This is a genomic window from Aminobacter sp. Y103A (assembly GCF_030294925.1).
GTDB classification, from domain to species: domain Bacteria; phylum Pseudomonadota; class Alphaproteobacteria; order Rhizobiales; family Rhizobiaceae; genus Aminobacter; species Aminobacter ciceronei.
Genome location: NZ_AP017986.1, coordinates 3,768,082 through 3,787,999, shown reverse-complemented (window position 1 = coordinate 3,787,999; position 19,918 = coordinate 3,768,082). Strand labels below are relative to the sequence as shown.

Here is a 19,918-nt window from a genome sequence, read left to right as displayed (position 1 = left end):
ACAGCCCCTACCGGTCAGGGATAGGTGACCGGCATCGACCAGTCGGGGTCGTCGTGTTTCGCCCAATAGGCGTCTTTCAGCCTTGTGGTAACAGGGCCAACCTTGCCATTCGCAACGTCAGTCCCGTCGATCTTGGTCACCGGCATGATTCCGCCGGCGGTCGAGGTGATGAACACCTCGTCGGCGCCAAGCAATGCATCGACGCTGACGATAACGGCTTCGGCGACAAGGCCGGCTTCGGCACAGAGGTCGAAGACGCTGCGCCGGGTGATGCCGGGCAGGACGCCGGTTGCCGGCGTCGCCAGGCGCCCGTTCTTCACGGCAAAGACATTGAAGCCCGGGCCCTCGGCGACATTGCCGTTGAAGTCGAGCAGCAGTGCCGTCTCGGCGTTGTTGTCATAGGCATCGTAGAGGCCACACACGAGGTCGAGCCAGTGGTAGTTCTTGATTGCGGGGTCGATCGAGGCCGGCGGGATCCGCACGCGCTGGCTGATCGACACATGCAGGCCGCGCTCTAGCTGCTCAGGATTGGCGACAGAGCCGAACGGCACGGCGAAGGCCATGAAACGGTTGGTGGCGTCGCGCGGGTCGCGGCTGAAGTTCGGCGAGGCGCCGCGGGTGCACAGCATCTCGACATAGGCCGAGCGATGCCCCGACAGCGCCACGCAATTGTGCAGGATCTCGGTGACGCCAGCCCGGTCGAAGGGGATCGACATACGCAGCCGCTCCAACCCGCTGAAAAAGCGCTCGATATGCAGGTCGAGCCGGAAGAAGGCGCCGTTCCAGACATGGACAGTGTCGTAGGTCGCGTCCGAATGCAGGAAGCCCCAGTCGAGTACCGAGATCTTGGCTTCCGACATCGGCAGATATTGGCCGTCGAGGAAGGCGATGCCTTGGGGATAGGCATGCGGATCCACGTGGCGGGGTTCGATCGCCGGCAATTGCTGTGGCTTGACGTCCATTGTCGCTGGTTCTCCGCGTCCAGGATGATTGACCGGAGTATGCCGCCTCGCGATACGCCATTTCGGTCAAAATGCCGGGCCAGATGACGCAGGCTGATCAAAATCCCGGCCTTGCTGAAACAAGAGCAATGCAGTCGAGCCGTTTGAAGAGCGAATGCAGTTATACGGCGACGCGCGGTTCGAACTTGACGCGGTCCAGCATGATCATCGAGCGGAACTTGCGTATGTTGGGATTGGAGTAGAGCCACTTGCGGGTGAATGCCTCATAAGCGTCGATGTCTTCGACGTTGACGATCACCACGAAATCGGCGCCGCCCGTCACCATGTAGCATTGGGTCACTTCGGGCGCTGCGCGCATCTGCCGCTTGAACGCGTCGACAAGATCGCGCTGCTCGGCCTCGAGGTCGATGCTGATCACCGCTGTCAGCGATTTGCCGACGGCTACAGGATCGAGGATCGAAACGTCGGCGATGATGACACCGGCATCGCGCAGGCGCTTGACCCGTCGCATGCAGGAGGCTGCCGACGAGGCGACCCGCTCGGCAAGTTCGGCGAAGGACAGCCGGTTGTCCTGTTGCAGAGCGGCCAGGATACGGCGGTCGAGCTCGTCGAGCGGCACAGCACTTCGGCTGTTGGGCTGCGTTCCGGTCATTCCAAATCCTCGTCTGCGTCGAGCAGGCGGGTAGCGCGCCAGCGGGTGAGGGTGGCGTTGACCTGGTCGATGACGAAGAAGCGGGCGGAATCGCGGTCGTAACCCTCCGACAGCAGCTTCTCGTAGTCGGTATGGGCATGGCGGACATGGGCGACGGTCGCCAGCCACACGGCGATCGACGGCGGCAGCGTCTTCAGATGCACAGCGAGCGCGTCGGCGCGGATGGCTTCCGTGTCGGCATAAGGCGCGAGTGGCAGGAGCGCGGTCAGCGATTTGGCCACTGCACGTTGGCGGCCAGTGGAGGCTGGCATGCTCAGGCGTCCTTGCTCGGACGCGTCGCGTCGGGAATGGCGTCGACTGAAGCGAAGTAGGGTTTCAGGTCGATGACCGGTGTGCCATCCAACGCATCGATGGCATCGAGCTCGATCACGCCGTTTTCCATGTCGAGCGAGACGATCGCCGCGACGTGAAGGCCGATAGGGTTCGGTCGGGCAGGCGAGCGCAGGGCAAAAACGCCTTTCGCGTCAGAGGCATGGCGCGGTTTCTGGACAATCAGATTCCGCGGCGCCTGTTCGAACCAGCTAAGCACGACGACATGGCTGAAGCCGGCAAGGCCGGCGAGCCCGGCACGGTAGGGGACGTCGACGGTGACGGTCGCGCCACCGCCACGCTCGCGGGCGGCGTTCATGTTCTTGGGGCAGTGCTCGCGCTGCTTCCAGGGCGAGGCGATGCGGCCGACATAGGCGAGGCGGGCGTCGTCGGCGTCAGCCGCCGGATCGCCGGCGAGCGGGATTTCGCCCACGCGCTGTTCGAACATCTGCATGCCGCCTCCCACGGTCGCGCCATTTTCTTGCCCGCATGCGACATTGGGCGTTGCAATCATTCGCTGCGTCACATAAAGATATGTTTATGTCTTTTGGCGAGAACCAAAGCCGATGCATGTGACGCTCGACACCATGGTAGATACCTTGAAGGCGGCGGCCGAATCCAGCCGGCTTCGCATCCTGACGCTGCTTTCACGTGGCGACCTGACGGTTTCCGACCTGACCGAGATCCTCGGCCAGTCGCAGCCGCGCGTTTCGCGTCATCTCAAGCTGTTGCTCGAGGCGGGGCTGATCGATCGCTACCAGGAAGGATCCTGGGCGTTCTTCCGGCTTTCCGACGCCGACCAGGCGCGTGGCTTCGTGCAGGGGCTGGTATCAAGCATCGATACGTCAGATAGCCAGGTGGTGCGCGATTTCGAGCGTCTTGATGACGTCAAGCACAAGCGCCAGGAGCGCGCGGCCCGTTACTTCAGCGCCAATGCCGCGAGCTGGGACGAATTGCGCTCGCTGCATGCACCTGATCGCGCCGTGGAAGCCGCACTCGTCAAGCTGGTCGGCAAGCGGCCGTTCCAGTCGATGCTCGACCTCGGTACCGGCACGGGGCGCCTGCTCGAAATTTTCGCCCCGATCTATCGCCGCGGCGTCGGCATCGATCAGTCGCGCGAAATGCTGGCCGTTGCCCGCGCCAATCTCGACAAGGCAGGAATTGCCAACGCGCAGGTGCGCCAGGGCGACATCTTCTCGCCGCCGGTCGAGCGCGATGCCTTCGACCTCGTGACCATCCACCAGGTGCTGCACTATCTCGACGATCCCGCCCGCGCCATCCAGGAGGCGGCGCGGCTGCTGCGCCCTTCGGGCCGGCTGGTGATCGTCGACTTCGCCCCGCACGGGCTCGACTTCCTGCGCTCCGAGCATGCGCATGCGCGCCTCGGCTTCTCCGATCGGCAGATCGAAGACTGGCTGTCCGAGGCCGGGCTCGAACTCGAGGAGACCCAAGAATTCGAACCACGCGGCTCGGCCAAGGCCAGCCTGACCGTCAAACTCTGGCTGGCGCGCGACAAGCGCCTGCTGATCGCCGATCCCAATCCTGAACTGCAAATCCAAAGGGAAACTGCCTGATGAACCAATTTCCGCTCTCCAGGCGTTCCGACATCGGCAACAAGATCCGTGTTTCCTTCGAGTTCTTCCCGCCCAAGAACGACGACATGGAGGCGCGTCTCTGGGAGACTGTGACCCGGCTCGAGCCGCTGCGTCCGCAGTTCGTTTCGGTAACTTACGGTGCCGGTGGCTCGACCCGCGAGCGTACCGCCCGCACGGTCAAGCGCATCCTTGAGGAATCGACGCTGACGCCCGCCGCGCACATGACCTGCGTCGACGCGACCCGCGAGGAAGTCGACCAGGTGATCGCAGAGTTCGCCGCCATGGGCGTGAAGCGCTTCGTGGCGCTGCGCGGCGATCCCAAGGAGGGCGTAGGTGCTGCCTACCAGCCGCATCCCGGCGGCTACGCCAACGGCGCCGAGTTGGTCGGCGCGCTGAGGGCGCAGGGCGATTTCGACATCTCGGTTTCGGCCTACCCGGAAAAGCATCCGGAAAGCCCAGATTTCGTCACCGATTTCGACATGCTGAAGCGCAAGGTCGACAATGGCGCGACGCGCGCGGTGACCCAGTTCTTCTTCGACAACGATCTTTACGAGCGTTACGTCGAGCGCGCCCGCAAGGCCGGCATCTACATTCCGATCGTGCCGGGTGTGCTGCCGATCCACAGCTTCACCCAGGTTGCCAACTTTGCCTCGCGCTGCGGCGCCCATGTGCCGGGCTGGCTGGCCGAGCGCTTCGAAGGCCTCGACAAGGATCCGCAGACCCATGCGCTGGTGGCGTCGGCCGTGGCGGTGGAACAGGTGCTCGACCTGGTCGAGCGCGGCGTCAACGACTTCCATTTCTACACCATGAACCGGGCCGACCTGGTGGTGGCGGTGTGCCACATGATCGGCATCCGGCCGCAGCCAGTTGTGCAGGGATCGGCAGCCGCCTGACGGCAATCCGACTGGGCGGAATCAAAAAGGCCGGGAGGGTGATCCCGGCCTTTTCGAAGCTTCCACCTTGGAGGTGCTTTGGTCTTCCGCCGTTGAACGGCCTATGGAAGAACTCCGACAATAAGCGCGCCGATGAAGGCAAAGGCAGCGCAAATCATGACTGCATTGATTGACCTAGTCAGTCCCATGCATAGCCTCCTGTTTGCAAGCCACAGGCCGGAATCTAGGGGCATTTCGGTCACACACAAGCGAAAAATGTGCTGCATTGCGACAAGATTGTGGAAAATGCGACGCGTTTCTCACGCTTAGCCGTTGGATTTGCTTGGTAAACACACCGGCAAGGGTTGTGGAGAAATTGTGGCAAATCGATTAGCCACGACAGTGCCCAATCACCTTTTCGGGCGAAAGACGGTGCCGCAGCAATCCCGAGCTGGGCATTGCTCTCCCCAATGGCGACCCGATTTCGCTCACGCGCCCGCCGGCTGGCGCCGCTTGAACAGACGTCCGTCGATGGTGACGAGCCCGAGCGCGATCAGCGCCATGCCGCCCAGTTCGAAGGCCTCGAGCCGCTCGCCGAGGAAGCTTACCGACAAGAGCATGGCGCTCGCCGGTACGATCAGTGTCACCAGCGAGGTGTTGGTGGCGCCGGCCGAAGCCACCAGCTTGAAGAACAGGATGTAGGCGAAGGCGGTGGCGACCAGCGCCAAGGCAAACGTTGCCAGCCACGCATTGGTGCTGGCGGCAAACAGGCCAGAGGTGCCGTACAGTATCAAGACGAGCGGGATCATGATCACCGATGAGGCCGTCAGCTGGCCGGTGGCGATGATTGCCGGCGGCACGCCCCTCAGCCGGCGCGCCACCATCAGCGCGAAGGCGTAGGAGAGAGAGGCGCCGACAAGGGCGAACTTGGCCCAGACCGGGCCGCCGAGCCCGGCGACGATGCCCGGGCCTACCATGATGGCGGTGCCGGCGATACCCAGTCCTATACCGGCCAGCTTGTTCCAGTTCAATTTCTCGTCGTTGGTGACGATGTTGGCGATGACCAGCGTCCAGAATGGCGTCGTGGCGTTGAGCACCGAGGCCAGGCCCGCGCCGATCTCGGTCTGGCCGAGGCAGATCAACGTGAACGGGATGACGTTGTTGAGCACTGCGAGCACGAACAGCGTGCCGAGGTGGAGGAAAGCAAGGCGGAAGCAGGGGCCGCGGAGCAGCAGGAACAGCTGCAGTGCCGCTCCCGCGATGAGCACCCGGAACAGCACCAGTTTCAGCGGCGCGATCTCGGCGACCGCGATGTGCACGCAGAAGAACGACCCGCCCCAGATCGCCCCCAGAAGCAAAAGCCTGGCCCAGTCGCGTGCACTCATGTCCGCTTCCTTCTTCGCTTCGTCACATTCGACAGCTACGCGCGATTCCTGGGTAGGGCCACCCGATTCCTTTGGCTGACGCAACACTCCTGCCCAGCCCTGTCGGGTTGCATCGCGGACCGCTTGGTTTAGATTTTGGCCGGCAAACGAGGAGCTTCCATGCAGCGATTCGAGAATGCACGCGAGGCAGCCCTCGCTCTTCGCCCCGATGCACCGGTCTATTGCTTCCGACCGGAAGTGCTGAAGACCGATGCACGCGCCTTCATGGAGATGTTCCCCGGCAGAACCGCCTATGCGGTGAAGACCAATGGCGAACTGATCGTGCTCAAGGCGCTTGTCGAGGCCGGCGTGACCATGTTCGACGTGGCTTCTCCAGGCGAATTCGCCGCGGTGAGGGAAGTCTCCACTGAGGCCGAGATGATCTACATGCATCCGGTCAAGGCGCAGTCCGACATCCGCCTGGCGCTTGAGACCTATGGCATCAGAGTGATCGCGGTCGACCACGAAGACGAGATCAACAAGCTGAACCGTGTCGTGCGGGCGCTCGACATCGACCCCGGCGCGATCACCGTCTTCGTGCGTGTCCAGACCAAAGGCTCGGCGGCATATGAGCTGTCGAAGAAGTTCGGCGCCGGGCCGGCCAATGCTGTCGAGCTGTGCGAGCGGCTCAAGCGCAACGGCTACAAGGTCGGCCTGTGTTTCCATGTCGGCAGCCAGATCGAGGACCCCGACACATATGAGCGGGCGCTCGCCTCGGTCGACTGGGTGCGTAATCGTGTGTCGTTTGACCTCGCCGGACTCGATGTCGGCGGCGGCTTCCCGGCCGAATACGGCCACGATCCGAATTCCAAGAAGCCGGCCATGCCTTCGATCGGGCAGATCATGTCGCGCTTGCGCGGCGACCTCAACGAATACAATTTCGACGAAATGCCGCTCGTTGCCGAGCCGGGTCGGGTGATTGTGGCGCGGTGCCTTTCGCTGATCGTGCGGGTGCTGTTGCGCAAGGGCAGGCGGCTCTACATCAATGACGGCATCTGGGCGTCGCTGTCGGATTCATGGACCGGCAAGATCACGCTGCCGGCGCGCTTCATCCCCGATCCCGCGATACGCGCCCGCAACGGTGACGCCGACAAGATCGTTCCGTTCAAGGTCTGCGGCGCGACCTGCGATTCCGTCGACATCCTGTCACGGCCGTTCTGGCTGCCCGAGACCATCGACACCGGCGACTGGATCGAAATCGGCCATATCGGCGCCTACTCTTTGTCGCTGCGCACCCGTTTCAACGGCTTCTACCCCGACACCTTCGTCGAGGTGACGACGCCGTTCGACGAAGGCGACGCGCCGCAAGGCTTCGCCAGCCTGGAGACGATGGCGGCGGAGTGAGGGAAGGGAAGAGCGAACAGGCAAACAATGATCGTGGCTTGAATAGCCTTGGGCGCGTCCCGATCTACGCATCTCACCACTCGTTGCCCACCATTCGCTAAGTGACTATTCCCATGGATGTTTTCCTTCTCGGCGGCACCGGCTTCATCGGTCGCCATATCCTGCAGCGCCTGGTGGAGGGCGGCCACGATGTGATCGGCCTCGCTCGTTCCGAAGCGTCGGCTGAACGCCTCAAGTCTGCAGGTGCCACGCCGCTGCTCGGCGACCTGCGCACTCCGCGCGAATGGGCCGGCAAGCTTCCACCGGTCGATGCCGTGATCCATGCCGCTGCCGACTTCGGCGACGACATGGGCGAGGTCGAGACGGCCTTGCTTGACGCGCTGCTGCCGGTGCTCGGTGCGATGCCGAAGCGGCCGCGCTTCGTCTATACCGGCGGCTGCTGGCTGTTCGGTGCAACTGGGGAGCGGGCCGCGACTGAAGACAGCCCGTTCGATCCGCTGCCGGCCTTCGGCTGGATGATCGAGAACATGAACCGCGTGCTCTTGGCGCCGGAGGTGGAAAGCACCGTGGTTCATCCGGCGATGGTCTATTCCGGCGAGGGCGGGGTGTTCTCGTCCTACATGGATGCTCTGCGCAAGGACGGCACCGTCGACGTCATCGGATCGACAGATGTCGTCTGGCCGCTCGTCCATGCCGAGGACCTTGCCGACCTCTATGTGCGGGTCATGGAGAAAGCGCGGCCTGGCTCCGTCTACAACGGTTCGGCTATTGAAGGCATGAGCGTGGGCGACATCGCCTCAGCCGTGGCGCAGTACCTGGGAATGGGGCAACCGGCAGTCCGCGCTACTGCCGTCGATGAGGCTGCGGAGCGGCTCGGCGAGTGGGCACGCGGCTATGCCATCAGCCAGCGGCTGGGCGGCGACAAGGCGCGAGCCGAGCTTGGCTGGAAACCAAGGCACGGCAGCGTGGCGGAGTTGTTTGGAAGCGAATAGCGAATAGAGAGGTTCCAACGGCAAGGCGTTGGTATCCCTCCCTATTCCCTCACAGATCCGCCAGCAGCTCGTCTGTCGGCCAACCGTCGACGGGCAGCTTGAGGCGCATCTGCTCCTGGCGGATGGCTTCACGGGTGTTGGTGCCCAAAATGCCGTCGATGCCGCCGACGTCGTAGCCTCTGTCGTGAAGCTTCTGCTGTAACGCCTTCATGGCGTCGCCCGTCAGGCCGGCGTCGGGATTGCCGCGGTCGAAGGCCGGCTGGCCGGCGAGGCGGGCGGCGAGGTGGGCTGCCGTCAGCGTGTAGGTCGCCGACTGGTTCCATTCGAGATAGACGTCGTAATTGTCATAGGTCAGGAAGGCTGGGCCCTTGCGGCCCATCGGCAGCACGATGCCTGCCTTGAGGCCGGTGTCCTTGAGCGGCGTGCCGTCGCGCATTGTGACACCCATAGCCGCCCATTTCGACAGCGGCTGTTTGTTGGTGCGGCCGGTTTCTTCCCAGGCCATTTCGGCCGGTACCCGAACCTCTTCGATCCACGGCTCGCCGCGCTTCCAGCCGCGCGACTGAATCTTCTTGCCGGTCGTCAGGATGACGTCGGCGGGGGTGTTGCGCAGGTCGACGATGCCGTCGCCGTCACCGTCGACACCGCGCGCCAGATAGTCGGACGGCAGGATCTGAGTCTGGCCGATTTCGCCGGCCCAGGCGCCCTGGACGTCGGCCGGCAGCACGTTGCGGTCGATCAGCGTGATCAGCGGGATGACCTGCGGCCGGAACAGGTCCGGGCGGCGGCAGTCATGCGCCAGCGTCACCAGCGCGTTGAGCGAGTTGAAGTTGCCCTGCACCGCGCCGAAATCGGTCTCCAGCGCCCAGAAGGCGGCGATGACCGGGCCGGGCACGCCGAATTCCTGTTCGGCCATGGTGAAATACTGGCCGTATTTCTGCAGGTTGGCGGCACCATGCTTCAGCCGGTAGTCGCTGATCATGCGCTCGGAGAACTGGGTGAAGGTCTGGGCGAACACGCCCTGGGCGCGGTCGCGCTCGAGCACCTTGGGGTCGAGGGTGGCATTCGCCAGAGCCGAAAGGCCCTTTTCACCAACGCCTGCGGCCCGGGCTTCGTTGGCAAGGTTCTGTTTCCAGGTGGCGAAGTCGTCGCCGCATTCCAGCGTCGCTGCCGGCGCGGCAGGGGTGACGGCAGCGGTATTCTGCGCGTTTGCCGGCATAACGGCGGTGGCGAAAAGGGCGGCGACCATCGCCTTGCTCAGCAAATTCATGGGCAGCTCTCCTGCTTGACCGGTCAGGCCTTCGCGGAACGGCGAAAGCAGGCAGACGGCCAGCTCAATGTCTTGCCGCGCCTTCTACAGAACCCGGGCGAGGGCCGCACCCCCTCTTCTTGTCGCATCTGCCATGCGAAATGCGCAGCCCGGAGGTGCGGTCCGGACTATCTGGTGTTGGCGGCGAGCCACTTCCTCCAGTGGGCTTCGCTGCCGTTGAAGACGTTGATGTCGGCGTCGCCCCTGATCCCAGGCACGACACCGGTGCCGGTGTACTGCCAGAAGGTGAAGGGGTGACTGCCATAACGCGACGTCGGGTGGCCTGCGACCGAGCGCAGCCAGTATGGATAACCGCGGAACGTCGACAGGTTATTGTCGTCGAAGAAATCGATCGAGGTGTAGATGATCGGCTTTTTGCCGTAGTGGTTCTCGACCATTTCGAGGAAGATCTTCATCTCGCTGCGCACGGTGGCGGCAGGCGGACGCAGCTTGCAGCTCGGCGACTGCGGGTTCCATTCCATGTCGAGGATCGGCGGCAGCGACGAGCGCTCATTCGGTACGTTCTGGATGAACCAGCGCGCCTGCTCGGCGGCAGGCCTGCAGAAATAATAGAAATGGTAGGCGCCGCGCGGCACGCCGGCGGACTTGGTTTCGCGCCAGTGCTCGGCGAAATAGTCGTCGACGCGGTCGCCGCCCTCGGTGGCCTTGATGAAGGCAAACGAAATGCCGCTGCCCTTGGCCTGGTGCCAGTCGATCGAGGTCTGGTACTTGGAGACATCGGTGCCATGGATGGCGTAGGTCCACGGGGCGCCGCTTTCCCACTGGTGCGGATCGCTGTCGCTGAAGCGTGGGTTCTTGACCGAAACGGAGGCCATGTTGCCGGCATTGCCGACGGGACCAAGCGACAGGGTGTCGGAGGTCGAGCAAGCGCCGAGGAAGGCGAGCAGCACAAGAGCCGAAGCGCGGCGCATTACTTCTCCTTGCGGCCGGCAGGAACCGGCCAGAGCATATCGTTCATGGGGCAGGCCCCGCGGCCCGGATACTATTCCGATGGATCAGTGGTTTCCCCGAGACACCGCACATCCCCCTCTGTGATCGCCGATCATGGTTGATAAACCGTTGATCGCGCTCGACAGCCTCAAAGATTTGGCGGAGGAATGACGGCAATTCCATGGCGGACGCATGACGTAGGGGGCGGGGAAAGCTATGCGCATCATCGGCAAGATCCTGAAATGGCTGGTCGCCCTCATTGTCCTTGTGGTCGCCGGCTTGTCGGCCTGGTTGTACTTTGCGCCCCCGGCGCTGATCCGTGTCGGCTCCGGCTATGCCGCCAAGATCGTCTGTTCCAATGTCTTCCTCGCCGGCCGCGACGCCAATCAGGTGCTGGCCGACGATGTCCAGGCACCGGGTCATCCATTGCTCCGGCTGATGTCGGTCAGCGTCGACCAGAGCGCCGGCATGGTGCGCGCGGGCCTGTTCGGCGTTTTCGGCAGAGGACTTGCCGTTGCCCATGACGGCGCCGGTTGCAGCAACGTGCCGGACGGTGACATCGCCGCCGCGGCGCTGGGGGCCGTACCAGTCGCACCCGCGGCCGATGCCGAGGCGCTGTGGCCTGAGGGCGAGAAGGTCGATGCCTCGCAGAACCCGGCGATCACGGCCGTACTTGACGATGCGGCACTGGCCGGCCCCGGCATGCGCGCCATCGTCGTCGTGCAGAACGGCCGGATCGTCGGCGAACGTTATGGCGAGGGTTTTGCTTCTTCGACCCCGCTGCTCGGCTGGTCGATGACCAAGACTGTGACGGCCGCGATCATCGGCACGCTCGTCGCCGACGGCAAGATGTCGGTCGACAAGACGGAGCTGTTCGAGCTGTGGAAGGCCGATGGCCGCGCCGAAATCAGCCTGGCCGACCTCATGGCAATGTCGAGCGGGCTGGAGTTCAACGAGGATTACGGCGACGTCACGGACGTCACGCGCATGCTCTATCTCGAGCCAGACATGGCAAGCTTCGCCGCGGCCAAGCCTCTGGCCGCCGAAGTCGGCAAGAAATTCTCCTATTCCAGCGGCACGACCTTGCTTCTGTCGCGCCTCTGGCAGGACGCCGTCGGCGACCCCGCCAAGGCGTTGGCCTGGCCGCGCGAAAAACTGTTCGGACCGCTCGGCATGTCGAGTGCCGTGCTGGAGGCCGATGCGCGGGGCACCTTCGCCGGATCATCCTATCTCTACGCCACGGCGCATGATTGGGCGCGTTTTGGCCAGTTCCTGCTGCAGGATGGTGTCTGGAACGGCGCGCGCATCCTGCCCGATGGTTATGTCGCCTGGATGCGCGAGAAGGCTCCTGCAGCCCCGATAGGCGAGTACGGCCGCGGCCAGTTGTGGCTGCAGGGGCCGGAAGGCGGCACACCGGAAGGCGAGGATCCCGATGTCGGCTTCGATCTGCCCGACGACACCTTCTGGATGCAGGGCCATGACGGCCAGACGGTGGCGATGGTGCCTTCGGCCAATCTGGTGGTCGTCCGGCTCGGCCTGACGCCGTCCAAGCTGCGCTACAAGCCGCAGGCGATGCTGTCGGCCTTGGTCAACGCAATGCGCTGAGGTCGCAGCAAAAATCGGAGAGAAAGCAGCACCAGCTGATCGTCGAATGCGGAGTGGTGAATTCCGCATTCGACGTCGTGTCCAGGGCAACTATTCCTGTCGCGCCTGCCGCTTCTTGCGCCAGGGCGCGTCGGCCTGCCAGTCGCCGGCCATGATACAGCCATATGGCAGCACCTCGTCGACGACCTCGGCCAGGCCGTAGCGCTCGATCTGGCGCCGCACGGCGGCGGCGTTCTTGTAGGCGCTCGGCAACTCCGAGATATCGGTTCTTCCGGAGAAGAAACGGGCGTCGATTCCCTTCGTCTCCGCAGCAAAGATTTCGGCATCGCTTCGCCCGGCCTGCTGTCGTTTGTGCTGGGTGCGCGAGTAATTGCGTCCCGCCCCGTGCGGCGAGAAGCCGAGCCCGTTCTCGGCGTTCTTGCCGCGCACGATCAGCACTGGCTCCGCCATGTTGAGTGGGATCAGCGTCAGGTCGGTGGCATCGTGCGCCCATCCGTCAAATGCCGGTGTCGCGCCCTTGCCGTGGTAGAACAGGCCATCCGAGCGGCGGAAGACGAAGTTGTGTTCGTTCCAGAACCGGTCGGACACCCTTGCCGACAATTTTTCGGCGGCCATGTCATGGATGACCAGATGGTTGCCCTTGGTCCATTCGCGAATGGCCTGCAAAGCCTCCCAATAGAGATCGCCTTCTGCTGTGTCGGCCGGAATCCAGGCGTTCTGCGGCAAGGTTTCCGGCGATTTTTCCTGGCGCACCGCTTCGGCGATCTTCATGCCCTTGGTGTAGAGACGGGCGCCCGGCGAACGCGAACCGTGATGCGTCACCAGTGCGGTCTCGCCGGTCGACTTGATCGTGCCGACATAGGCGAAATGGTTGCCGTCACCCTGCGTCCCGAAATGTTCGATCGCCGCGCTCGTGGTGTCGCTCAACAGCCTGTTTGCTGCAAAGCGCTCAAGGAGCGCTGCATCTGGACGCAGTTGCTGGCCGCGCGGCCGTCCGCCCGGTCCGAAATGGGTGACCGCATGCACCGCGTCGAGCAATACCGCTGGCGCCACGCCGGGAAACACCGAGATGGCCATGGAGCAGCAGATGTCGGCCGAGTGCATGCCCGGATGTATGGCTTCAGATACGGCAATGCCGCCGACCGGGATCGTACCAGACGGACCTGCCGGACAAGCATCGGGCATGATCGCGCCGGCGCGAACCACAGGGGTGCGCATCAGCGCCCGCATGCTGGCGGCGACAGCGTCGATGTTTGCTTGCTCATCCGGCGTTTCAGCCTCGATGTTGAGGTGGAACGGGATCGCGCCGGACGCGTGCAGCGGCACTGTCGGCGGCGGCGCGAAACCGAGCGCGGTCTCGAGGGCTTCGGCATGCGATCCCCCCTTATCCAGGAGTTCGTTGGCTGCGGCGAGCGCGGGCGCGAACCACTTTCCCTGGCGCATGCCCGCGTCGATCAAATCCTGTCCGCTCAATACTTCTTTCATGTCAGTTGCTTTCAAACTGGCCGCGACCGCGGCCGAATTGCATCAAGACGACACGCGGATGCTCTGGAAAGCAAGGCTTTGAACATTCGGCCTTCCGTCACCCGCTCGGCGGGCAGCATCTACTTATGGTCTCACTTTCATTCGCTCATTTACCAACACAGCAGGCGACAATCGTTTGCCGGACTTCCGTCGGTCCAGGAAGGACAGACGGGGTGGGATCGAACCACCCAGCGCCAGATGTAGTCCGGCAGGCATTCGACTTGCTGTGTCTCGACTGGCGACAAGAGCGGCAGGACAAAACTGAGCTACTTTCGTTTCCCAGGGCGTAAACTTGCCTGGAGATCGAAGGGGTGGCTTGAACACCCGACCTCCCCAGTCTTTCGACGTGGGCGCTCTATCCTGTAGTCCGGCCTGCATTCGCCAATTCGGTTCGGACGCGGCGACAAAGTATGATGAAACCCCGGGGCCCCGCTCGTGCCAGAGAGCGCATGCAATTGGTGAGGAGTCGAACCTCACGGATTTCCCGATCTGGTGCTGTAGTTCCATCCGGCATTCGCCGCGTCCGTATTTTCAGAATGTGACGACAAGAAAGTCTTGAAACGTTCCCTTCTGCTCTACCGCTGAGCTACGGCCCCATGGTGTCGGGACCGGCGGGGATCGAACCCGCGACACGAAGTGTGGATGTAGTTTCAAAGGCATTCGTCACGCAGTCTGCTTTCTTCCTTTCCCGTTGCCGTTCGTCGCCGGATGCGCTGACGACAAGAGTGATGAAACTTCACCTTTCGGCGATACCTGCTCTATCCACTGAGCTACGGGTCCATGGTGGCGGACCCGGCGGGATTCGAACCCGCGACCCGGAGGTTTCTGACCTGTAGTTCCATCGGCATTCGTCATGCTCGTCCTACGTTCCCGGCAGCTGTGCCGCCGGGAACCTGATCAAAGTTCGGTGGCGTCGATCGTCCTGATCCAGTGGTCCGGATCGCCGTTTGACGCCAGCATGGTGCCGATCACCGCAAAGACCTGGTCGGAGAAGCCCCCGATGTTGAGTACATCCGGTCCTCCCCAGGCCTGAGTCGTGGTGTTCGGCTGGATATCGATGCAGACCAGCTTGGCCTTTGGATTATCCTGCTTCAGCTTGCGCCAGTTCTGCATCGTCGCCGTCCCGTGATGCGTTCGTGACCGATCGTCCAGCCAGGACTCGTTGTCGGATACGAACACCACCAGATCGACCCTGGCACGTTGCTTCACCAGCCTGGCCAGCGGCGCTGAACAGTTTGTTGCGCCACCACCGATTGCTGCGAGCTTCTGTGCGTTGGTCATCACCGTATCGCGAGCGTTGAGATGGATGTCCACCACATCACCCTCGAAGGGCAGGACCCTGGCGTTCGGGTTGCGTCGCAGCAGTGCTGCGGCCACCAGGGCAGCCACATCGATGCAGCGTACCGCCGTCGTCGAACCCTTGCGGTATCCGGTCACCGGAGACCCCATCGAACCGGAGACATCAGGGCAGATGACGACATTCCCCTCGATGCCTGGAACATTGGCGATCGCCAGTTCCATGGCACCTTGCAAGGCGTCCCGGATCACCGGCGGCACGCCGGGGACGAGATTGTTGAATGCCACCATCAACTGGTAGGGAAAGACCCGCGACCGACTTACCTCGCTATCGTTGCTCAGGCGCCTGGCCAGCTTTTCCGCAAACCCTTCCACCTCGAACACGCCGTTGCGCGCAAAGGTGTTGAGGTTCTGCCGCAGCATCTGCCAGCCGGCTGTTTCCGCGATCTGCACCCAATGCTCCCTGGTCAGCGGCACTGATGTCAGCATCTGGAACGGCACTGCCGGCAAGGGCTGCGACGGATCACGCTTGAACGCCTCGAAAGCCTTCGCCACGTCAGGCAACGCATCGACATCGTGTGGCTTGCCGATGAGGTAGCCATAAAGAGCCTCACGCGAGGCCGAGACAGGCTTCGGGTGAACCATCTTGATGACGTCTGCCAATGACGGGTCGTTGCCGACGGCCGCACGCATGATTTCGACGTCGGCGGCCTGCTCCAGCCATTTCTGCACCAGCCGCTTGGGACGCGTGCCCAAGGACTTGCGCCCCGTTGCACCGGACCGCATGACCTGCACGAAGTTGCGCAGCATCTTGCCGTTCCTGACGATGCGACCGAAGGCGCGTTCGAACTCGTTGCCCTGCATCTGTGACAGCACGGCGAGAAGAAGGGCGGGCATGTCTTTCATGTAGCCGCGTTCGAAGGCATGCACGGCGGTCTTGGCCAGAAAGTCCGGCTCGACCTGCCAGGCAAGCATCAGGACCTCGTCCAGCTGCTCCCGCGCATCGGCATAGAAGGTCGCGTTGAACGTTCCCGTCGATGCCAGCTGTGCCAGCGCCTGGTGCGGTGTCAGGCCATAGGCCTGGGCACCCTCATGATTCCTGGCGTCGGCGCGCGGGAGCAGCTTTCCCGCAATCGTCGCAAACACGGATTTGTTTGCCATCTCTTTCATCCTTCTGTTCACGCAAACCTCATTTCAAGTCGCGTGCCAGTTTGCAAAAGAGGGGCGAAATTACCTGGAGACTTTCTCTAACCATTTGAAAATAAACAAAACAAACTTTTTGACGCGCAGAATGCCAATCGACCTGCTTGTTGAGTGTCCCGATACAATGCTATTCATAAAGATAAGGACTTAGACAAGCGGATAAGATGATGCGGCGTCGTGTAGCCATCGGAATCCTCGGAACCACGCTTGATGTTGGCGGCCGCGAGGATCGTTGGCAGCGGTGGCGCCCCACCGTGGCGCTGTGCCAACAGCAGGGGCTGTTCATCGATCGGCTGGAACTGGTCCACGACGCCCATTCGGCAGGGCTGGCCAAGCAGGTCATTGCCGATATCGGGCAGGTGTCGCCGGCGACGGAGGTCCGGCAGCATGTGATTGCGATGAAGGACCCCTGGGATTTCAGCGAGGTCTATACCGGCCTGCGTGAATTCGCCCATGCCTATCCGTTCGATCCGGAGCGAGAGGACTATCTCGTCAACATCACCACCGGCACGCATGTGGCGCAGATATGCTGGTTCCTCTTGACCGAGGCGCGGTTCATTCCGGGGCGGCTGCTGCAATTGTCGCCGCCGAGGCGGGGAGAGCCGAAGGCGGATCTCTCCGGCAACCATTCGATCATCGATCTCGACCTGTCGCGCTACGACGCGATCGCGACGCGTTTCCAGGCGGAACGAAACGAGGCGACTTCATTTCTGAAATCCGGCATCGCCACCCGCAATGCCGCCTTCAACCAGATGATCGAACGGATCGAGAAGGTGGCGATCCGTTCGCGCGCGCCGGTGCTGCTGACGGGGCCGACGGGAGCAGGCAAGTCGCAACTGGCGAGGCGGATTTACGAGCTGAAGCAGGCGCAACGGCAAGTTTCGGGCGCCTTCATTGAGGTCAATTGCGCCACGCTGCGCGGTGATCAGGCGATGTCCACTCTCTTCGGCCACGTCAAAGGCGCGTTTACAGGCGCGCACAACGAGCGGGCCGGGCTGATGAAGTCGGCCGACAAGGGTGTGTTGTTTCTCGACGAGATCGGCGAACTTGGGCTGGATGAGCAGGCGATGTGCCTGCGTGCCATAGAGGAAAAGCGCTTCCTGGCGGTTGGTGCCGACAAGGATACCACATCCGATTTCCAGTTGCTGGCCGGAACCAACCGGGACCTTTCGATCGGCGTCCGCGAAGGGCGCTTCCGCGAGGATCTCTTCGCCCGTCTCAATCTCTGGACGTTCCAGTTGCCGGGGCTTGCCGATCGCAAGGAGGACATCGAGCCCAATCTGGATTTTGAACTGCGCCGGTTCAGCCAGCGCGAGGGGCAGAACGTGACTTTCAACAAGGAGGCCCGCGCGCTTTATCTAGCGTTTGCCATGGCGCCTGAAGCTTCATGGAGGGCGAACTTCCGTGACCTGTCGGCTTCAGTCACCCGGATGGCGACACTGGCGCCGCAGGGCCGGATCAATGAGGAGACCGTCCGCGACGAGATCGCCGGCCTCACCGGATTGTGGCGTGCCGGTTCCGGCTTGGATGTGTCGGATGATCTGCTGCGGGAGGTGCTTGGGGGTGATGCGGACGGTCTCGATCTTTTCGATCGCGCGCAGCTCGCTGCGGTCCTCAAGGTCTGTCGTCAAAGCAGTTCGCTCAGCGCCGCTGGCCGCGAATTGTTCGCGCAGTCACGCAAGCTGAAGACCAGTGGCAACGATGCCGACAGGCTGCGCAAATATCTCCTGCGGTTCGCCTTGAGCTTCGAGGCAGTCGCGCCAAGAGGCTGAGCAGGAGTGAACTATGTGTTGGTGCCGCCGACGACGATGAGCCAGGCATAACCGCGGTAGAGCGAGGTGAAGCGGCAGCTCTTTCCGGCGGCGCGGGCCTGCGCAGCTATGTCGGAGGCGAGCGTCTCGCGCGGGGCGACATGAAACTTGGCCAGCCAGCGACGCAGCAGCTTGCGGAACCAGCCGGGCAACCCTTCTTGCTGGCCGAAGTCGACGACATGGACGGAACCCGTGGAAGCGGCGAGGGCCGCCGACACCGAGCGCTCCCAGCCGGGGATCATCGACAGTGAATAGGAAACGAAGATGCGGTCGAAGCCGGCTCGACCGAACAGGGATGCGGCGTCGAACGAGGTCGCGTCGCCCTGCGCCAGCGAAATGCGATCCGACAGGCCGGCACGGGCGATCGATGCTCTGGCGGTGACCAGCATCTCGCCCGAAATGTCGAGGCCGTAGAAATGGGCGTCGGGAAACCGCCTCGCTGCAAGGATCAGGTTGCGTCCGGTGCCGCAACCGAGTTCGAGCACGGTGCCACCCTTGGGCGGAGCGAGCTCCGAAATCATGCGGTCGCGTCCGAGCAGGTAATATTTGCGCGTCAGGTCGTAGATGTGGCGCTGATGTCGGTAGACGCTGTCCATCAGCCCGGAATGGCCGGCCGAAAGCTCGGGCGTGCTCATCAGGATTTCTTCACATAAAGGTGGAAGCCGCCATAGATCGCCGAGCGGTCGCGGGCGGTGTAATCGCGCGAGGCCCGTTCCTCGTAGGTCCACTGGTCGAGCAATGCCGGCGACAGGCGGCCTGGCAGCAGGCTGGGTTCCGCCGCGGTGCGGAAGATGACGCGGGCGCCCGGCGCGGCCGTGCGCGTAATTTCGGTCCACAGCGCGTTGAGTTGCTCGTCGCTCATCCAGTCCTGGGCGTCGAGCAGGATGTAGCGGTCGACGGAACCGGCATCCTTGTCGGCCAGAAGTTCGGTGAAGTTGGCATGGTGGACGGTGACACGATCGACGCTCGCGCGGATCGTGGCGTAATTGTCCTGCTCGAGATAGGCGGGCAGGGCGGCCTCGCCGGGCTTGGGGTAGCGGCGAGCGAAGGCCTGCCAGGCGAAATAGTTGCTTTCGAGCGGGAAGTCGCAGGCGAGCTTTTCCAACCGCGCCTTGAGCACGCCGGCCATCGAGCCGTCGCCCGAAGTCAGAAGCGAGTCGTATTGCGCCGGCGGGATGCCGAGACCGAACAGCGAGGATTTGCGCGACGTGATGAAGCGCAGCATGCGGCGCTCGAACACCGGCGCGATCTTTTCGTCGAAGAAGCGGCGCTGCTCCTGCTGGCTGCCGGTGGCCATGATGGCGGCCGGGTCGACGCCGTAGAGTTTGGCGACGCGGTGACCGGCAGCGATGAACAGGCCAAGCAGGCCGGTCTTGTAGAAATTGCCGTCGAAGGTGGCGATGCGGCGCTTGCCGCGCCAGCTGCGGCGCTCCCAATAGGCGCGGCTCGAAGCATCGAGATGCGGCGCGATGAAGCGGTCATAGGCATGTGAGTTGTGCTCGACATCGGTTTCGCCGAAGAAGCGGAACAGGTCGCCCTGCGTTGGCAGGTGGCGTACCGCGGCCAGCTTCATTCGGTTCAGCGCAATGTGGGCACCGTTGAGATCGACGGCGTCGATCCTGGCCGGCGAGCGAGTAAGATAGGCGAGAATGTTACAGCCGCCCGAGGCGATGGTGACGATCCTGTGGCCCTCGCCAAGCTGCATGGCCTCCATGTCGACGTCGGGATCTTCCCAGATCTGCGGATAGACGAGGCCCGAAAACAGCAGCGCAAACAGCCGCTCGGACAGTCCTTCCTTCGAAAGTGCGCGGTTCTGGTAAACCGCCTTTCCAACTTTCTTGCCGCGACGAAAGACAAGTTCTCCGGAAACGTCGGTCATGGAAATGCGATTCCCCGCTTCGTTGTTGGGCGCAGCGGGTAGCCTACCGGCGTGACAGCGCGGTGACGGTGCGATGACGGCGGCACGACAGGCGCTTATGTGTCAGGGCGCAACCGAACGTTACGAAACC

General features: G+C 63.1%; 17 protein-coding genes. 6 read left to right on the top strand and 11 right to left on the bottom strand.

Features of this window, described 5'->3' with window-relative positions:
• Nucleotides 1–14 precede the first annotated feature (14 nt).
• The 4 genes from Amn_RS18640 to tsaA all read right to left on the bottom strand — a co-directional run bounded on the left by Amn_RS18640 (nt 15) and on the right by tsaA (nt 2,431).
• The gene (locus Amn_RS18640) at nt 15–962 is read right to left on the bottom strand and encodes an aminotransferase class IV (RefSeq protein ID WP_067960318.1); all 948 of its coding nucleotides are present in this window, start codon (nt 960–962) and stop codon (nt 15–17) included.
• Nucleotides 963–1,122: 160 nt separating this feature from the next.
• Nucleotides 1,123–1,614, bottom strand: coding sequence for an Lrp/AsnC family transcriptional regulator (locus tag Amn_RS18635; protein WP_286290882.1), 492 nt, complete (start codon nt 1,612–1,614; stop codon nt 1,123–1,125).
• Nucleotides 1,611–1,925, bottom strand: coding sequence for a DUF2293 domain-containing protein (locus tag Amn_RS18630; protein ID WP_067960323.1), 315 nt, complete (start codon nt 1,923–1,925; stop codon nt 1,611–1,613). The genes Amn_RS18635 and Amn_RS18630 overlap by 4 nt, the downstream gene beginning before the upstream one ends.
• A gap of 2 nt (nt 1,926–1,927) precedes the next feature.
• On the bottom strand, nt 1,928–2,431 hold the full coding sequence (tsaA, locus tag Amn_RS18625) for a tRNA (N6-threonylcarbamoyladenosine(37)-N6)-methyltransferase TrmO (protein WP_286298105.1): 504 nt from the start codon (nt 2,429–2,431) through the stop codon (nt 1,928–1,930).
• A gap of 118 nt (nt 2,432–2,549) precedes the next feature.
• Here tsaA and Amn_RS18620 point away from each other — a divergent pair, with 118 nt between their 5' ends.
• Complete coding sequence (locus Amn_RS18620; protein WP_286290881.1) at nt 2,550–3,557, top strand: ArsR/SmtB family transcription factor; 1,008 nt, start codon at nt 2,550–2,552, stop codon at nt 3,555–3,557.
• Nucleotides 3,557–4,471 carry a methylenetetrahydrofolate reductase [NAD(P)H] gene (gene metF, locus Amn_RS18615; protein ID WP_286290880.1) on the top strand — a complete coding sequence of 305 codons (915 nt, stop codon included), beginning with the start codon at nt 3,557–3,559 and terminating at the stop codon, nt 4,469–4,471. The genes Amn_RS18620 and metF overlap by 1 nt, the downstream gene beginning before the upstream one ends.
• 467 nt (nt 4,472–4,938) lie before the next feature.
• Here the strand turns inward: metF and Amn_RS18610 are convergent, their stop codons facing one another.
• Nucleotides 4,939–5,835 (bottom strand): DMT family transporter, encoded by an 897-nt coding sequence (locus tag Amn_RS18610; RefSeq protein WP_286290879.1) that lies wholly within the window; start codon nt 5,833–5,835, stop codon nt 4,939–4,941.
• Nucleotides 5,836–5,994: 159 nt separating this feature from the next.
• Here Amn_RS18610 and Amn_RS18605 point away from each other — a divergent pair, with 159 nt between their 5' ends.
• A complete protein-coding gene (locus Amn_RS18605; protein ID WP_286290878.1) occupies nt 5,995–7,218 on the top strand; it encodes an alanine racemase in 1,224 nt (407 codons plus the stop codon).
• A 113-nt stretch (nt 7,219–7,331) separates the two neighbouring features.
• Nucleotides 7,332–8,210 carry an NAD-dependent epimerase/dehydratase family protein gene (locus Amn_RS18600; protein ID WP_286290877.1) on the top strand — a complete coding sequence of 293 codons (879 nt, stop codon included), beginning with the start codon at nt 7,332–7,334 and terminating at the stop codon, nt 8,208–8,210.
• A gap of 49 nt (nt 8,211–8,259) precedes the next feature.
• Here Amn_RS18600 and Amn_RS18595 read toward each other — a convergent pair whose 3' ends face one another.
• Both Amn_RS18595 and Amn_RS18590 read right to left on the bottom strand, forming a co-directional pair.
• Nucleotides 8,260–9,480, bottom strand: coding sequence for a lytic murein transglycosylase (locus Amn_RS18595; protein ID WP_083948549.1), 1,221 nt, complete (start codon nt 9,478–9,480; stop codon nt 8,260–8,262).
• Between the two features lie 167 nt (nt 9,481–9,647).
• Nucleotides 9,648–10,451, bottom strand: coding sequence for a glycoside hydrolase family 25 protein (locus Amn_RS18590; protein WP_286290876.1), 804 nt, complete (start codon nt 10,449–10,451; stop codon nt 9,648–9,650).
• 235 nt (nt 10,452–10,686) lie between these two features.
• Here Amn_RS18590 and Amn_RS18585 point away from each other — a divergent pair, with 235 nt between their 5' ends.
• Entirely contained in the window at nt 10,687–12,075 is a 1,389-nt protein-coding gene (locus tag Amn_RS18585) for a serine hydrolase domain-containing protein (protein ID WP_286290875.1), read from the top strand.
• 90 nt (nt 12,076–12,165) lie between these two features.
• Here the strand turns inward: Amn_RS18585 and Amn_RS18580 are convergent, their stop codons facing one another.
• Nucleotides 12,166–13,560, bottom strand: coding sequence for an RtcB family protein (locus Amn_RS18580; RefSeq protein WP_286290874.1), 1,395 nt, complete (start codon nt 13,558–13,560; stop codon nt 12,166–12,168).
• 936 nt (nt 13,561–14,496) lie between these two features.
• Nucleotides 14,497–16,056, bottom strand: a complete 1,560-nt coding sequence (locus Amn_RS18575) for a vWA domain-containing protein (protein WP_286290873.1) — start codon at nt 16,054–16,056, stop codon at nt 14,497–14,499.
• A gap of 209 nt (nt 16,057–16,265) precedes the next feature.
• Here Amn_RS18575 and rtcR point away from each other — a divergent pair, with 209 nt between their 5' ends.
• Entirely contained in the window at nt 16,266–17,870 is a 1,605-nt protein-coding gene (gene rtcR, locus Amn_RS18570; protein WP_286298103.1) for an RNA repair transcriptional activator RtcR, read from the top strand.
• A gap of 11 nt (nt 17,871–17,881) precedes the next feature.
• On the opposite strand, the gene Amn_RS18565 is transcribed toward rtcR, so the two are convergent.
• Both Amn_RS18565 and Amn_RS18560 read right to left on the bottom strand, forming a co-directional pair.
• On the bottom strand, nt 17,882–18,544 hold the full coding sequence (locus Amn_RS18565) for a class I SAM-dependent methyltransferase (protein ID WP_286290872.1): 663 nt from the start codon (nt 18,542–18,544) through the stop codon (nt 17,882–17,884).
• Nucleotides 18,544–19,788 (bottom strand): BtaA family protein, encoded by a 1,245-nt coding sequence (locus tag Amn_RS18560; protein ID WP_286290871.1) that lies wholly within the window; start codon nt 19,786–19,788, stop codon nt 18,544–18,546. Before Amn_RS18560 ends, Amn_RS18565 begins: the two co-directional genes overlap by 1 nt.
• Between the last annotated feature and the right edge of the window lie 130 nt (nt 19,789–19,918).

Bases quoted from the DNA above. Each gene is read 5' to 3' on its own strand.
- Amn_RS18595 (WP_083948549.1), bottom strand. From the start codon at position 9,480: ATGAATTTGCTGAGCAAGGCGATGGTCGCCGCCCTTTTCGCCACCGCC.
- Amn_RS18630 (WP_067960323.1), bottom strand. From the start codon at position 1,925: ATGCCAGCCTCCACTGGCCGCCAACGTGCAGTGGCCAAATCGCTGACC.
- Amn_RS18640 (WP_067960318.1), bottom strand. From the start codon at position 962: ATGGACGTCAAGCCACAGCAATTGCCGGCGATCGAACCCCGCCACGTG.
- Amn_RS18605 (WP_286290878.1), top strand. From the start codon at position 5,995: ATGCAGCGATTCGAGAATGCACGCGAGGCAGCCCTCGCTCTTCGCCCC.
- Amn_RS18565 (WP_286290872.1), bottom strand. From the start codon at position 18,544: ATGAGCACGCCCGAGCTTTCGGCCGGCCATTCCGGGCTGATGGACAGC.
- Amn_RS18620 (WP_286290881.1), top strand. From the start codon at position 2,550: ATGCATGTGACGCTCGACACCATGGTAGATACCTTGAAGGCGGCGGCC.
- Amn_RS18600 (WP_286290877.1), top strand. From the start codon at position 7,332: ATGGATGTTTTCCTTCTCGGCGGCACCGGCTTCATCGGTCGCCATATC.
- Amn_RS18610 (WP_286290879.1), bottom strand. From the start codon at position 5,835: ATGAGTGCACGCGACTGGGCCAGGCTTTTGCTTCTGGGGGCGATCTGG.
- Amn_RS18575 (WP_286290873.1), bottom strand. From the start codon at position 16,056: ATGGCAAACAAATCCGTGTTTGCGACGATTGCGGGAAAGCTGCTCCCG.
- tsaA (WP_286298105.1), bottom strand. From the start codon at position 2,431: ATGTTCGAACAGCGCGTGGGCGAAATCCCGCTCGCCGGCGATCCGGCG.
- Amn_RS18590 (WP_286290876.1), bottom strand. From the start codon at position 10,451: ATGCGCCGCGCTTCGGCTCTTGTGCTGCTCGCCTTCCTCGGCGCTTGC.
- Amn_RS18635 (WP_286290882.1), bottom strand. From the start codon at position 1,614: ATGACCGGAACGCAGCCCAACAGCCGAAGTGCTGTGCCGCTCGACGAG.
- rtcR (WP_286298103.1), top strand. From the start codon at position 16,266: ATGCGGCGTCGTGTAGCCATCGGAATCCTCGGAACCACGCTTGATGTT.
- Amn_RS18580 (WP_286290874.1), bottom strand. From the start codon at position 13,560: ATGAAAGAAGTATTGAGCGGACAGGATTTGATCGACGCGGGCATGCGC.
- metF (WP_286290880.1), top strand. From the start codon at position 3,557: ATGAACCAATTTCCGCTCTCCAGGCGTTCCGACATCGGCAACAAGATC.
- Amn_RS18560 (WP_286290871.1), bottom strand. From the start codon at position 19,788: ATGACCGACGTTTCCGGAGAACTTGTCTTTCGTCGCGGCAAGAAAGTT.
- Amn_RS18585 (WP_286290875.1), top strand. From the start codon at position 10,687: ATGCGCATCATCGGCAAGATCCTGAAATGGCTGGTCGCCCTCATTGTC.